Below are 13,367 nucleotides of genomic sequence, written 5' to 3'. Positions count from 1 at the left end.
AAGGCTGGATCGGAGGCCGGCACGCTAGCGCGAAGTTCCTGCCACGTCATGGGGCAACGCAAAGGGACCGCGATGCGTTCCAGCAAACCCGCCCTCCGCCGTCATGCTCGGGCTTGTCCCGAGCACCCACGTCTTGAATGGTGCCCGCGATGAGCGAAGACGTGGATGGTCGGGACAAGCCCGACCATGACGGGTGAGGCGCCGTAGACGGTCAGGCTGAGCCTACTTCGTCTCCGGCTTCTTGGGCGGGTTGGGGTCGCTGGAGAAGTTGCGGAAGACCATGTCGGGCGAGGAGGTATTGTGGCGCGAATGGGTGGTGCGGCCCATCCAGATGTCAGTCGCCTTGCCGCCGCTGTAGTGCATCAGCGCCTCCTCGCGCCAACCCTTGGCGCCGGGCTCGCGGACGGCGATGCGGGCGACGTCGTTGTTGAACTCGGTGACGTACATCGAGCGCAACGCCAGGAAGGCCTTGCCGCCGGTCACCGGCTTGTCGAGCACGGCGTCGAGCACCATGCGGTTCTCGTCGACATCGTCGAGCCTGAGCGTGCCGGACGTGCCGTCCTTGAAGTTGAGCTTGAACGAGATCGTCTTCGGATCGAACTCGATCTCCTTGATGTTGACCACCGGCCGGGCGCCGTCCTGCTCGATCGGCCCGAACAGGAAAGACGAGCCATAGGAGGAATAGCCGAGATGCTCCGGCGGAATCGGCCGTGCCCGCCAGTAGCCATCCTGCGGATAGACCACCAAAACCTCGTAGGACTTGTCCTTGCCGAGCTTCCAGAGCTGGACGAGGTGCAGGCCCTTCTCGACCCGGTCGCCGACCTTGAAGGTCGTGTCAGCCGGGCGCCAGAAGGTCGGGAAGGTGTAGCCGACCAGCCAGTACTCGATGCTTTCGTAGAAGGTGATTCGGCGCGGCGGCGTCGGCGCCTTGAAGGCCGGGTCGCCCGTCATGTCGCAGGCGGTCCAGTCGGCGTCCCAGTTATCGCGGACGAGCCCGGCGATATAGGCCGGATGCGCCGCCTCGATCTGGAAGCGCCTGACCTCGGGCGAGATCGCCTTGATCGTGACGTTGTCCTTCTCGGCGCAGAGCACCGGTTCCGACTCGTTCCTCACCTCGACGGCGACGTCGCCCACGGCATGAGCGTGTGCGGCCGGAAGCAGCAGAGCAAGCGAAACGGCGAGCGTGCGGGCGAGACTGCGCATGACCATCCTTCGGAGAATCGGCTGAAGCCCGCCATCCTGGGCGAGGCGAAATGAACGCAAGCTGTCTGGCGCCCGCTTTGTTCCATGCGCTTCATAGAGAAGGCCACGCGCCGATGAAAGCGCGTGCTGGTCAGGCGCTCAACACGGCATAGACATCGCCGGAATTCGCCTGGTGCGGCAGGGCGCGGATATGGCCGCCCATCGTCTCGGCATCGACCGCCTCAGCGAAATCGAGCCGCTGGCTCTCGCCCAGCGCCAGGTTGAAGCGGTAGGGTCCGAGCGTCTCCAGCAGGGCGAGGCAGGCCTCGGCGACATCGCGCTGGATCGTGGTGAACTCGAAGGACACGGTCGGCAGCGCATAGGTCAGCCCGGCCAGCACATGCGCCTCGAAACCCTCGACGTCGATCTTGACGAAGTCGGGCCGGCCATGGCGCTGGATCAGCGTGTCCAGCCGGGTGCAGGGCACCGTGATCTCGCGGTCCCAGACCTGTTCCTCCCAGCCGCCGGCCCCGCGCGCCGCGCCGATGAAGGCGGCCGATGCAGTCGAGACCGTCGGGTTCGCGCTGTTGATGCGCAGCGCAATCGAGCCCTCATGGTCGCCGCAGGCGGCCTGGATCAGCGTCACCTGCGGGTCACGGCCATGGATCAGCCTGAGCGCGCGGGCCGGCCCCGGCTGCGGCTCCAGCGCCACCACTCGCGCGCCGAGGCGGCGGAAAGACGAGGTCCGGTCGCCGACATGGGCGCCGATATCGAAGGCGAGGTCGCCCGGCTTCAGGAAATTGGCGTAGAGCGCGTCCATCGCGGCCTTGCGCGCGGCATCGCCATGGTAGACTCGCAGCGAGCGCGACAGCGCCTTGGCGGTTCCTTTGGGATAGACGACCGCATTCACCTGCGCGCCTCGCTCTCGATGGCGGCAAGCACCGCAGGCGGATCGAAATCCTCCGGGATGCCGCAGAGCCCCATTCGCACGAACCACGCGCCGAGCCGTGGCGATGCGGTCAGCATCGCGAACGGAATGGCCAGCAGGTAGCCCGCAGTCAGCGGCAGCGACCAGAGCAGCACGGCGGGCGAAAGCAGCGCCAGCGAGCCGAGCACATAGAGCCCGAACAGCAGATGCGGCCACAGGCCAGCGAGTGCCGTGGCGAAGGAGAGCGAATGTGCATCGCGCGCCTGCCCGTTCCAGCCGATCCTGGCCCGCCCGAAGGCGAGCCCGACCATGAACAGCGTGGTGCGGAAGGACGAGACGGCGCCTTGCAGGAAGGCGAAGACGATCTCGATCAGCGCCGAAACGGCGAAGCGCAGTGCGCCGCCATAGCGCTTCATCCCGCCTTTGGTCAGGGCGATGTCGATCAGCCCGGCGAGCTTGGGCGAAAGGTACATCGCCAGGAACAGCACGTAGAGGGCTGCCGCCAGCCCGGCCGGATAGCCGACTATCCCGCCATCTTCGATCACCTTGACCGGCACGAGCGCGATCATCAGCGTCCAGGCCGGTAGCCCCAAGAACATCAGGATCGCCCAGACCAACTGGAAGCGGCTCATCGCCTTCAGGCCGGGCAGGTCGAGCAGCTTGAGATATTGCAGGTTGCCGAGGCACCAGCGCAGGTCGCGCTTGGCGAAGTCGAGCATGGTCGGCGGGTTCTCCTCCCAGCTCCCCATTTCCTCCGGCAGCACGCGCACCTCGTAGCCGGCGCGGCGCATCAAGGTGGCCTCGACCTGGTCGTGGCTCATCACCGCGCCACCCAGCGGCGGCCCACCCGGCAGCACCGGCAAATGGCAGGTGTCGCGGAAGGGCGCGATCCGCACCATGGCGTTATGGCCCCAGAACGGCCCGCATTCGCCGATCCACCAGGCCGAACCCATCGTGTAGGGCCGCATGCCCTGGCGCATGCCGAACTGGAAGACGCGGGCGAAGGCCGACTTGCTGGGCATGCCGACGACGAGGCTCTGCAGGATGCCAAGCTTGGGATGCGCCTGCATCATCTTGGCCAAGCGAAGGATGGCCTCGCCCGACATCACGCTGTCGGCGTCGAGCGGCAGCATGACGTCGTAGCGCTCGCCCCAATGCTCGCAGAAATCGCGGAGGTTGCCGGCCTTGAACCCGGCATTGTCGCTGCGGCGGCGATAGGTGACGCGGGCGGGCTCGCCGATCTCGCGGGCCCATTCGGCGGCGAGCCGCTCCTCGGCTTCGGCGACCTCGGGCACGTTCGTGTCGGAGAGGACGAAATAGTCGAACCAGACGCCCTTGCCGGTCGCATCCAGGCTCTGCTTGACCACGCGCAGCCGCTTGAAGGCGCGTGCCGGGTCCTCGTTGCGGAGCGTCATCAGGATCGCGGTGCGGATCGTCAGCGGCTCCCCCTCATCGCCGGCGGCAAAAGGCGCGACCTGCGCCATCCCGTCCTTCACGCCATGCAGCAGCCACAGGCCGATCACGGCATTCCAGAAGCCGAGCACCGTCCAGGGCGCGCCGAACAGGAAGGCGATGAAGATGACGAGGTCGACGACGCTCCAGCCGCCGGTGCCGAGCACCTGAGACAGGCCATAGAGCAGCGCGGCGAGCGTCGCGAGGTTGAGCCCCAGCACGAGCAGCCGGCGCCGGCGCAGCGCAGCTGCGGATTGCAGCCCGGCGGGCGTCAGGCCGTCCTCGCGCTCCCGCCCTTGCGCTGCCGGCTGGAACGTGGTCGGAGCGGGGCGCTGGTTCATGAGAACTCGCTAGGACGCGGGCAGACGAGGCGCGGAGGGAGCGGTGGACGTGACGGCCAAAGCCAATACGCCTGACCATGCCGACCGGATGCAGGCAAGGGCCCTCTGGTATATCGCGCCGTCTGAATGCGCCCTGAACGGCGTGAACCTGCCCGTACCGGGCCCGCAGGACTGCGTCATCCGCACGCTCTGGAGCGGCATCAGCCGCGGCACCGAGCGCCTCGTCTTCGAAGGCCGCGTGCCGCCCTCCGAGCATGAGCGCATGCGCGCGCCCTTCCAGGAAGGCGATTTTCCCTTCCCGGTGAAATACGGCTATTGCGCCGTCGGCGAAGTCGAGGCCGGCCCGGCGGAGATGCTGGGCGAGACCGTCTTCTGCCTGCACCCGCACCAGGACCGCTTCATCGCCGCGCCGGACCGGCTGCTCATCGTGCCGAAGAACGTGCCGGCACGTCGCGCCGTGCTCGCCGCCAACATGGAAACCGCGCTCAACGCGCATTGGGACGCCGCTTCGGGTCCGGGCGACCGCATCACCGTGGTCGGCGGCGGCGTGCTCGGCCTGCTCGTGGCCTGGATCGCGGCGCGGCTGCCGGGCGCCGAGGTGACGCTGGTCGACATCGACCCGCGCCGCGCCGGGATCGCTGCCGCACTCGGCTTCGGCTTCGCCCTGCCGAATGAGGCCCCGGGCGATGCCGATCTCGTCTTCCATGCCAGCGCCTCGGCGCCCGGTCTCGCCACGGCTATCGCCGCCGCCGGCTTCGAGGCCAGGATCGTCGAGCTCAGTTGGTATGGCGAAGGCGCGGTGCCCGCCCCGCTCGGCGGCGCCTTCCATTCGAAGCGGCTGCAGCTCATCTCGTCGCAAGTCGGCCAGGTCGCACCCTCGCGCCGGCCGCGCTGGAGCTATGGCAGGCGAGCTGCGGCGGCGATGGCGCTGCTGGCTGATGACAGGCTCGACGCGCTGATCAGCGAGGAAATTCCTTTCACGGAAGCCGCATCGCGGTTGCCGGATATTCTCTCCAAGGACTGGACAGGCCTGACCGGCGTCCTGCGCTATTGACCTGACATGGGGGCCTTGGCCTAGACATGGCGCCCGCCGGCGGCGTTCGCCGGCCTATCGGAGCCATCCGCGCATGTTTTCCGTCGAAGTCCGCGACCGCATCATGATCGGCCATTCCCTGCCCGATCCCTTCTTCGGCCCGGCGCAGAACATGCACGGCGCGACCTTCGTCGTCGACGTCGCCTTCTTCCGCGAGACGCTGACGCACCAGAACGTCGTGGTCGATATCGGCGCAGCGCTCGACGTTCTCAACAAGACGTTGAAGCCCCTGAACTACCAGAACCTCGACGCGCTGCCGCAGTTCAAGGGCGTGCTGACCACGACCGAATTCCTCTGCAAGTACATTTTCGACGCCGTCGCCACCGCGGCGAAATCGGGCGCGCTCGGCGAGGACGGCAAGGGCCTCGGCAAGATCCGCGTCACCCTGCACGAGACCGACCTCGCCCGCGCCGCCTATGAGGGCGCGCTCGCGTGAGCGAGATCACCTTCGCCATTCCCGGCGATCTCGACCTGCCGACCGGCGGCTACGGCTATGACCGCCGGCTGCTGCGGGAATGGCGCGAGACGGGCGTCACCGCCCGCCACCTCGCCCTGCCCGGCTCCTTTCCCAATCCGAGCGAAGCTGACCTCGCCGAAACGGAGCGGCTGCTCCGGGCGCAGCCCGACGATTCCGTGCTGCTGATCGACGGGCTCGCTTATGGTGCCCTTCCCGAGAGCCTCGCGGCCGGGTTGGCAGGGCGCATCGTCGCACTGGTGCATCACCCGCTCGGGCTCGAGACCGGGCTTACGCCGGAACAGGCCAGCGCCTTCATTGCCCGCGAGACAGCAGTCCTGCGCCATGCCAGCGCTGTCATCGTCACCAGCCCGGCGACGAAGCGGCTGCTGATCGCGGATTTCGCGGTTCCGGAAGCGCGGATCGCAGTCGCTCTCCCCGGCGTCGATCCGGCGAAGCGGGCTTCGGGCGGGCAGCCGGGTGAGCCATTGCAGTTGCTGGCAGTCGGCTCGCTGGTGCCGCGCAAGGGCTACGATGTGCTGGTCAAGGCGCTGGCCTCGCTCGCGAACCGACCCTGGCGCCTGACCATCATCGGCGCAGCCGACCGCTCGCCCGCGACGGCCCGCGCGCTCGCAGAGCAGATCGAAGCCGCCGGCCTGCGGGACAGGGTCGCGCTCACTGGCGCCATCAGCGATGAAGAACTCGCCCACGCCTATGACGCCGCCGACCTCTTCGTCATGCCATCGCTCTTCGAAGGCTACGGCATGGTGCTGACTGAAGCGCTCGCGCGCGGCCTGCCGATCCTCTGCACCACCGGCGGCGCGGCGGCCGAGACGGCCCCGGATGCCGCTGCGCTCAAGGTCCCGCCCGGCGACGCTGCAGAACTTGCCAAAGCCCTGCAACACCTGATTGATGAGCCCGGCGCCCGGCTCTGCATGGCCGATGCCGCCTGGACGAGCGCCGCCACCTTGCCGCGCTGGCGCGAGGCCGCGACGATTGTCGCCGAGATTTGCCGGAAGGTACGATAGATGAGCGGCTTTTCTCCCGACTGGCTGGCCCTGCGCGAGCCGGCCGACCACGCGGCCCGCAATCCCCAGCTTCTATCCTCCGTCGGCAGCTATTTCGCCGCCAAGCAATCGCTTACCATCGTCGATCTCGGCAGCGGCGCCGGCTCGAACCTGCGCGGCAGCTATTCGGCCCTGCCGAACCGCCAGCACTGGACGCTGGTCGACCATGACGAGAAATTGCTCGCCGTTGCGCGCGAGCGCCTCGCCGCCTGGGCCGATGAGGTGCAGGAGCAGGGCGAGGAGCTGGTTCTCAGCAAGGGCGAGAAGATCATCACGGTCGACACCCGCCAGGCCGACCTCAACAAGGACCTCGAATGGGTTTTGGGCTGGCAGCCCGACCTCGTCACCGCCGCCGCCTTGTTCGACCTCGCCTCGAAGCGCTGGCTCGAGCGCTTCGCCGCCGCCCTCGTCAGCCAGCGCCTGCCGCTCTACACCGTGCTGACCTATGACGGCCGCGAGAAATGGCAGCCGGAGCACCCGGCCGATGCCCGCATGCTCACGGCCTTCCACCACCACCAGCATGGCGACAAGGGTTTTGGCCCGGCCGCCGGCCCCGACGCCACCGAGATCGCCGCCGAAGCCTTCCGCAAGTCGGGCTTCGCCGTCTCGATCGGCGAAAGCCCCTGGCAGCTCGGCGAGGGCCAGCGCGAATTGATGCAGGCGCTCGCGGACGGGTTTGCCGGAGCGGTGCTGGAGACCGGGCATATCGACGCTCAGACCATTGCCGACTGGCTCGCGGCCCGGCGCAACGCCGAGTCCGGCCTGACCGGCCATCTCGACCTCTGGGCGCGGCCGGTCTGAGCCGCGACGGCTCTAGGCCGACGCTCCGCTTGCCTCCGGGCCGGTTGGAACAGGCACCGGCATCCACGTCGCCAGCGCGCTGCGTCCCGTCTCGGTCAGCGCATAGACGCCCCGCCCGGAGCGCTCGAACCAGCCATAGACGTTCCGGCGTAGGATCTTCTGCGCATCGGGAAAGGCTTGCTTGAGATCGCGCGGCCGTTGCGGCGCCGTCGTCATCGCCGCGGCGCAGGCGAGCGCCTGCTGGCGATATGCCGTCATCATCGGCTGGCGCGTGCTGCCGCCCAGGACGGGATCGCCCTGGCGCCGCCTGTGCTCCTCCACCAGCTTCGAGCGCCGCTTGGGGTCCTTCCGCGGCGTCGGCGCCGTCGGCGACACCAGGACGTCGACGCGGCCGGATTTGGCGACCCCGAGCAATCCGAAGCCGAGCCGGCGACAGAGGTTGCGATATCGTGCATCGCTCTCCCGCCCCTTGCCCCGGGCGGAGAGCTGCGCTGCCAGCCAGATCTCGTCGCCAAGGCTCATCCTGTCCACGCCCTGCAGGACGAGCTCCAGGTTGAAGCTCAGCTTCAGCTCGCCGATCACCACCACGGCCGGATCATCGTGCTTGAGCGCGACGAGGTCGCAGCGGCCGATCTCGCCCTTCACGCTGTAGCCGAGGTCTTCGAGGAAGCGCTTGACGGGCAAATAGAGGGAGGTTTCCACGCGGCGCTCCTGGACGGCTGGTCGCTCAGTATGGCGCGGCAGTCGTTTCCGAGAGGCAAACGCGGAAGCGGCGCTTCGGCCCATGGCTCGAGACCGTTTGAGAATTCGCTGGCGTGAGCCGGCTGGCGTGGCTGTCGAGAACCGGAGCGGAGCGTACGCTTGTACGTGAGCACCGGAAGCGCAGACAGCCGCGTCAGACGGCCACGCCAGTAGAATTATCAAACGGGCTCTCAGGCGGCGCGAAGCAGGAGGAACGCCGCCAGGAAACAGGCCAGGCAGATGCCGGTCGCCAAGGCCGGCGCCCAGAACCAGAAGCGCAGCGCAAGCACGAAATACGTGGCTGCAACGACGAGTGCCGCCACCTGAAGCGACGGACTGCGCGCGAAGACGGGGAAGTGGAGCCAGGCGATGGTCAACAGCCCGCCGCCGAACACGATCAGCCCGAGGCTATGGCTGAGGTTGAACCCGAGCCAGGCATCCCAAAGGTTGATGGATCGGTTCAGGGCCACGCGCGACTCCTGCATCGCACGGCGCACGCTCTCGTCGGTCGGGGTGAAGGCGCGGGGCGTCGAGATGTCCCGAAGCGTGAGGAACCCATGATAGGCGCCAAGCGCGATGAAGATGAGGGCGCCGCTAAACAGGAAGACGCGGGGCATGCTGTCAGTCTCCAGATCAGTCAAGGTGGACCCTGCGGAATGAGACCTAGGTCACTCTTCTGCCGCCGCCGTTCGTGCACATTGGGCGATCCACGCGTCGGGAGGCGATATGATCGCGATGCTCGCCGTTGTCACGTTCATGGCTGGCTTCATGGTGGGAGACGCGTTCGGCTCCCTGCGCTGGAGGCGGGCGGCGGAAGAGGCGCTCGCGCTGGCCGCCGTGACGCTGGCGCGCAAGCGCGAAGGGAAGAAGGCGTGAGCACCGGGCACCGCCGCCCACGGCCTAGCCCTTCGGCCACATCCGCCGGAACACGCCATCCCTGCGGATCAACGCGTGATAGACCACTGCCGCGATATGCATGCCGATCAGCAGCGCCATGCCGATGGCGAGCTTGCCATGGATATCGAGCACCCGCTTCGCCATATCCTCGTTCGGCGCGGCCAGGGCGGGCAGGTTGACCAGCCCGAAAATGTCCAGCGCCGGATAGAGCGAGACGCCGGTCCAGCCCAGCACCGGCACGATCAGCAGCAAGGCGTAGAGCGACCAATGCACCAGATGCGAGCCCGCCTTCTGCCACCATTCCAGCGTCGGCTCGTCCGGCGGCGCGCCGTGGATGAGGCGGTAGGACAGGCGCAGCACGATCAGCCAGAGCAGCAGGAAGCCGATCAGCTTGTGCGCGCTGTAGAGATTGTTGGTCAGGTCGTCCCAGAGATCGAGCGTGTTGCCGCGGTAGCTCATCGTCAGCCCGAGCGGCACCATGACGAAGACGGCGATGACGGTGATCCAGTGGAAGCTTCGCGCCGCGCCGCCATAGGCCGGCTGCGTCGCACTCGGGTCCTGCTCCTGCACCATTCCCTCCAAGCTGCTCGAAAGTCGCGTTGCCGTGGCGTTGCTGGTAAGCATTCATCTCAGGTTCAATCTGCGGCACCTATAGAGCGGGTGGCAACAGATTGGAGCATTGTCAGGTTCGGCCGACGACAGGGTTTTGACAACTGGAACCATCCGCCCTCCGGATATGTTTCCAGTTACGGAACCGGGCGTGCATCCGTATCGACATCCCGGTCGTACACGATAGGCTCCTTCGCCATACCCGGCGCAATCTGACGGACTATTCGATGCCCAAGCTGCCGATCACCAAGTCGCGTACGCTGTTCGGCCGCCCTCACGAGACGAGCCTGATCACAGTCGATCGCGCCATCGCCGAGTTCCGGGCCGGCCGCCCTGTGCTGCTGCGCAATGGCGAACACCTTGCGCTGGCGCTTTCGGCCGAGCTCGCCGACGAGGACCTCGTCAAGGGGCTCGACGCGCTCGCCAAGGGCCAGGCCCATCTCGTGCTCAGCGCCGCCCGCCTGCGCCGCCTTGGCGCCAAGCCGCGCAGCGAGGCCGGCATCCTCGCCATGCCCGCGATCGACCTCGCCCGCGTCGAGACGCTGGCCCTCAAGGTCGAGGCCAAGGTCGACGCTCCCGTCGCTCCCGCCGACGCCATCGACAACGCCGCACTCGAACTCGCTCGCCTCTCGCTCGTCCTGCCGGCGACGATCCTCGTGCCCGTGACGGCGGACGCCATCGCCGGCGAGCCGCTGGTCGAGGTCGAGATCGAGGCGCTGAACGCCTATCGCGCCGAGCAGGCGGCCTCGCTGAAGATCGTCGGCCGCGCCCCAGTGCCGCTCGAAGGCGCGCCCGAGACCGAATTCGTCGTCTTCCGCGGCGGCGAGGGCCTGCGCGACCAGGTCGCGATCATCGTCGGCAAGCCCGACCTCGCCACCGCCGTGCCGGTGCGGCTGCACTCGGCCTGCCTGACCGGAGACCTGTTCGGCTCGCTGAAATGCGATTGCGGCGACCAGTTGCGCGAGACCGTGCAGTGGATGGCGCAGAACCAGGGCGGCATCCTGCTCTATCTCGACCAGGAAGGCCGCGGCAACGGCATCTCCAACAAGATGCGCGCCTATAAGCTGCAGAGCCAGGGCTGGGACACCTACGACGCCGACGAGGTGCTTGGCTTCGACCTCGACCAGCGCCATTTCGACTTCGCCGCCGCGATGCTGAAACAGCTCGGCGTCAGCAGCGTCACCGCGCTCACCAACAACCCGCTCAAGGTCGGCGCGATCAAGGCTGCCGGGCTCGACGTGGCGGCGACGCAGCGCGTGCTCGGCCGCCCGACCGCGCATAACGTGCGCTACCTCACTTCGAAGCGAGACCGCGCCGGCCACATCATCGACATGGACGCGCTGATGGCGCGGGCCGCGCCGAAGGATTGATCGCTAGTCCGGCTTCGGGCAGACCGATGTGATGTCCGAGCCCGATCAGACAGATTCCCCGCCGCAAACGCCGCGCTGGCCGCTCGCCAGCGTGTTTTTCATCGTGTTCTGCGCCTGGTTCGCGCTGTCCTGGCCCTGGCTCTCCGGTATCGTCACCATCCCCTGGGACGCGAAAGCGCATTTCTATCCACAGCTACAATTCCTCGCGACGGCCTGGCATCGCAGCCTGTCGCCGTTCTGGACGCCCTATGTCTTCGCCGGCTCGCCGCAGGTCGCCGATCCGCAATCGCTGATCTTCTCGCCGCCCTTCGCGCTGATCGCGGCGCTGAACCCGGCGCCGAGCTTCCGCTGGAGCGATGGCACCGTGCTCGGCACGCTGCTGGTCGGCGCGTTTGCCATCGTCCTGCTGTTCCGGGACCGCAACTGGCACCCGGCCGGCGCGGTCGTCGCAGCGCTCTGCTTCGCCTTCGGCGCCTCGGCGGCCTGGCGCATCCAGCATGTCGGCCAGATCCTCAGCCTCGGCTATTTCGCCGTGACATTGCTCCTGCTGTCGCGCGCGCTGGAGCGGCGCTCGCTGGTCTACGGCTTCTGCTCCGGCCTCGCCGCCGGCTTCATGGTGCTCGGCCGCGATCAGGTCGCGCTGCTCGGCGTCTACGTGCTGGCCGGCCTGACCATTGCCGCCATCGCCATGGCGGAGCAGCCGCTGCGGGCGCTGCTGCGCAGCCTCGGCCCGCTGATCGCCGGCACGCTCGGCGCGATCCTGGTCGCCACCGTGCCGATCCTGCTCACCCTTTTCCTGGCGCAGGAATCGAACCGCCCGGTGATCGACCTGCTCGGCGCCGAGAAAGGCTCGCTGCACCCGGCCTCGCTGCTCACGGGGCTGATCGCCAACCTCTACGGCGCCAGCGGCCCGCTCGACAATTTCTGGGGCGCGCCGAGCCCGGCCTGGGAGCAGCGCTTCGGCCCGCTCGACCTCTTCCTCGCCCGCAACATGGGCCAGCTCTATCTCGGCCTGCTGCCGATGCTGCTGATCTTGACGATCGGGCTGGTGCGCGGCGCGCTGTTCCGGCGCGAGATCGTGGCGCTGACCATCGCCGCTGTCCTCGTGCTGCTCTATGCGCTCGGCCGCTACACGCCCGCCTTCCAGCTGCTGTTCCACCTGCCGGGCGCCGATTTCTATCGCCGCCCGGCCGATGCGCTCTTCATCCTCGGCGCGCTGCTGGCGATCCTCGGCGGCTACCTCACTCATCTCGTCATGACCGACACTGCCCCGCGCGGCAGCGTCTGGCAGAAGCTGGTCGAAGCCGCGCTGCTGCTCGGCGCGCTCGCGCTCGCCCTTTGGCTGGCCCACACCGTGGGGCGGCTCCAGCTTGCGATCGTCCCGGTCGCCACCGCCCTGCTCTGCGCCGTGCTGGCAATGGGCGCGCTGGTCGCGGCGCGCGGCTTTGCGCTCCGGGGCGCGACCATCGCCGCGGCAATCGTGCTGGCGGCGATGCTGGTCGTCGACCTCTCGGCCAATAACGGCCCGAGCGAGTCCACCGCCCTGCCCTCGACGAATTTCGAGATGCTGCGGGCCGACAGCAAGAACGAGACCATCGCCCTGCTCAAGCGCGAGACCGCCCGCACCGCCGCGCCCGACCGGCGCGACCGCATCGAGCTCGCCGGCCTCGGCTTCGACTGGCCCAATGCCAGCCTCGTCCACGAGCTCGACAACACGCTGGGTTACAACCCGCTGCGGCTCGGCCTCTACAGCAAGGCGACCGGGGCCGGCGACCATGTCGCCCTTCCCGACCAGCGCACGTTCTCGGCCCTGATGCCGGGCTATCGCTCGCTGCTCGCCGACATGCTCGGCCTGCGCTTCATCGCGACCGGCGTCCCGGCCGAGCAGATCGACAAGAGCCTGAAGCCCGGCGACCTCGTCCAGATCGCCCGCACCGCCGACGCCTATGTCTACGAGAACCCGCGCGCCCTGCCGCGCGTGCTCCTGGTGACGCAGGCGCAGAAGGCTGATTTCGGCGCGATCCTCGATAGCGGCCAATGGCCTGCGAGCTTCGACCCGCGCAGGACGGTGCTGCTGGAGCGCGATCTCCCGCCGCTGCCGGCGGGGCCTGACCAGGCCGGTTCGGTGAAGATCGTCGATTACGGCACGACCGAGGTCTCGCTTGCAGCCGAGGCGCCGCGCGGCGGCTTCGTCGTGCTCAATGACGTCTGGCACCATTGGTGGCAGGTCGAGGTCAACGGCAAGCCGGCCGAACTGCTGCGGGCCAACGTGCTGTTCCGCGCCGTCGCGGTCCCGCCCGGCCGCTCGACCATCCGCTTCGTCTTCCGGCCCTTCGAGGGGCTCTACGCCGATATCGGCAAGCTGGTGATGGCGCGCTACAAGCCGCCGGTTTGAGCCAAACCGGCCTTGCTGGGAACCACCCCGTCATTGC

At 68.1% G+C, this 13,367-nt stretch carries 13 protein-coding genes; 7 read left to right on the top strand and 6 right to left on the bottom strand.

Features of this window, described 5'->3' with window-relative positions:
• Positions 1 to 222 precede the first annotated feature (222 nt).
• The 3 genes from DWF00_RS15915 to mdoH all read right to left on the bottom strand — a co-directional run bounded on the left by DWF00_RS15915 (position 223) and on the right by mdoH (position 3,903).
• On the bottom strand, positions 223 to 1,203 hold the full coding sequence (locus tag DWF00_RS15915) for a hypothetical protein (RefSeq protein WP_114829586.1): 981 nt from the start codon (positions 1,201 to 1,203) through the stop codon (positions 223 to 225).
• A 130-nt stretch (positions 1,204 to 1,333) separates the two neighbouring features.
• Positions 1,334 to 2,092, bottom strand: coding sequence for an FkbM family methyltransferase (locus DWF00_RS15910; RefSeq protein ID WP_245973980.1), 759 nt, complete (start codon positions 2,090 to 2,092; stop codon positions 1,334 to 1,336).
• Complete coding sequence (gene mdoH / locus DWF00_RS15905) at positions 2,089 to 3,903, bottom strand: glucans biosynthesis glucosyltransferase MdoH (RefSeq protein WP_114829395.1); 1,815 nt, start codon at positions 3,901 to 3,903, stop codon at positions 2,089 to 2,091. Before mdoH ends, DWF00_RS15910 begins: the two co-directional genes overlap by 4 nt.
• 88 nt (positions 3,904 to 3,991) lie before the next feature.
• Between mdoH and DWF00_RS15900 the strand changes: the two genes are divergently transcribed.
• The 4 genes from DWF00_RS15900 to DWF00_RS15885 all read left to right on the top strand — a co-directional run bounded on the left by DWF00_RS15900 (position 3,992) and on the right by DWF00_RS15885 (position 7,318).
• Entirely contained in the window at positions 3,992 to 4,957 is a 966-nt protein-coding gene (locus tag DWF00_RS15900) for a zinc-dependent alcohol dehydrogenase (protein ID WP_211200545.1), read from the top strand.
• A 73-nt stretch (positions 4,958 to 5,030) separates the two neighbouring features.
• On the top strand, positions 5,031 to 5,432 hold the full coding sequence (locus DWF00_RS15895) for a 6-pyruvoyl trahydropterin synthase family protein (RefSeq protein ID WP_114829396.1): 402 nt from the start codon (positions 5,031 to 5,033) through the stop codon (positions 5,430 to 5,432).
• Positions 5,429 to 6,478: a glycosyltransferase family 4 protein gene (locus tag DWF00_RS15890; RefSeq protein ID WP_114829397.1), complete on the top strand. Its 1,050-nt coding sequence runs from the start codon at positions 5,429 to 5,431 to the stop codon at positions 6,476 to 6,478. Before DWF00_RS15895 ends, DWF00_RS15890 begins: the two co-directional genes overlap by 4 nt.
• Positions 6,479 to 7,318 (top strand): class I SAM-dependent methyltransferase, encoded by an 840-nt coding sequence (locus DWF00_RS15885; protein WP_114829398.1) that lies wholly within the window; start codon positions 6,479 to 6,481, stop codon positions 7,316 to 7,318.
• Positions 7,319 to 7,330: 12 nt separating this feature from the next.
• On the opposite strand, the gene DWF00_RS15880 is transcribed toward DWF00_RS15885, so the two are convergent.
• The gene (locus tag DWF00_RS15880; protein ID WP_114829399.1) at positions 7,331 to 8,020 is read right to left on the bottom strand and encodes a DUF2161 domain-containing phosphodiesterase; all 690 of its coding nucleotides are present in this window, start codon (positions 8,018 to 8,020) and stop codon (positions 7,331 to 7,333) included.
• A gap of 230 nt (positions 8,021 to 8,250) precedes the next feature.
• Entirely contained in the window at positions 8,251 to 8,676 is a 426-nt protein-coding gene (locus tag DWF00_RS15875) for an LIC_13387 family protein (protein WP_114829400.1), read from the bottom strand.
• Positions 8,677 to 8,785: 109 nt separating this feature from the next.
• Between DWF00_RS15875 and DWF00_RS29465 the strand changes: the two genes are divergently transcribed.
• A complete protein-coding gene (locus DWF00_RS29465; protein WP_181832641.1) occupies positions 8,786 to 8,935 on the top strand; it encodes a hypothetical protein in 150 nt (49 codons plus the stop codon).
• 24 nt (positions 8,936 to 8,959) lie between these two features.
• On the opposite strand, the gene DWF00_RS15870 is transcribed toward DWF00_RS29465, so the two are convergent.
• Positions 8,960 to 9,529: a cytochrome b gene (locus tag DWF00_RS15870; protein ID WP_114829401.1), complete on the bottom strand. Its 570-nt coding sequence runs from the start codon at positions 9,527 to 9,529 to the stop codon at positions 8,960 to 8,962.
• 263 nt (positions 9,530 to 9,792) lie between these two features.
• Between DWF00_RS15870 and ribA the strand changes: the two genes are divergently transcribed.
• Positions 9,793 to 10,935 carry a GTP cyclohydrolase II RibA gene (gene ribA, locus DWF00_RS15865; protein ID WP_114829402.1) on the top strand — a complete coding sequence of 381 codons (1,143 nt, stop codon included), beginning with the start codon at positions 9,793 to 9,795 and terminating at the stop codon, positions 10,933 to 10,935.
• A gap of 31 nt (positions 10,936 to 10,966) precedes the next feature.
• On the top strand, positions 10,967 to 13,330 hold the full coding sequence (locus DWF00_RS15860; RefSeq protein WP_114829403.1) for a glycosyltransferase family protein: 2,364 nt from the start codon (positions 10,967 to 10,969) through the stop codon (positions 13,328 to 13,330).
• Positions 13,331 to 13,367 lie beyond the last annotated feature (37 nt).

The organism is Allobosea caraganae, assembly GCF_003351345.1.
GTDB lineage: Bacteria > Pseudomonadota > Alphaproteobacteria > Rhizobiales > Beijerinckiaceae > Allobosea > Allobosea caraganae.
The sequence above is the reverse complement of the archived record's forward strand: the minus strand, read 5'-3'. Positions and strand labels throughout refer to the sequence as shown.

Coding starts and splice junctions, on each gene's coding strand:
- DWF00_RS15915 (WP_114829586.1), bottom strand. CDS start 1,203: ATGCGCAGTCTCGCCCGCACGCTCGCCGTTTCGCTTGCTCTGCTGCTT.
- mdoH (WP_114829395.1), bottom strand. CDS start 3,903: ATGAACCAGCGCCCCGCTCCGACCACGTTCCAGCCGGCAGCGCAAGGG.
- DWF00_RS15900 (WP_211200545.1), top strand. CDS start 3,992: ATGCAGGCAAGGGCCCTCTGGTATATCGCGCCGTCTGAATGCGCCCTG.
- DWF00_RS15895 (WP_114829396.1), top strand. CDS start 5,031: ATGTTTTCCGTCGAAGTCCGCGACCGCATCATGATCGGCCATTCCCTG.
- DWF00_RS15885 (WP_114829398.1), top strand. CDS start 6,479: ATGAGCGGCTTTTCTCCCGACTGGCTGGCCCTGCGCGAGCCGGCCGAC.
- DWF00_RS15875 (WP_114829400.1), bottom strand. CDS start 8,676: ATGCCCCGCGTCTTCCTGTTTAGCGGCGCCCTCATCTTCATCGCGCTT.
- DWF00_RS29465 (WP_181832641.1), top strand. CDS start 8,786: ATGATCGCGATGCTCGCCGTTGTCACGTTCATGGCTGGCTTCATGGTG.
- DWF00_RS15870 (WP_114829401.1), bottom strand. CDS start 9,529: ATGGTGCAGGAGCAGGACCCGAGTGCGACGCAGCCGGCCTATGGCGGC.
- ribA (WP_114829402.1), top strand. CDS start 9,793: ATGCCCAAGCTGCCGATCACCAAGTCGCGTACGCTGTTCGGCCGCCCT.
- DWF00_RS15860 (WP_114829403.1), top strand. CDS start 10,967: ATGTCCGAGCCCGATCAGACAGATTCCCCGCCGCAAACGCCGCGCTGG.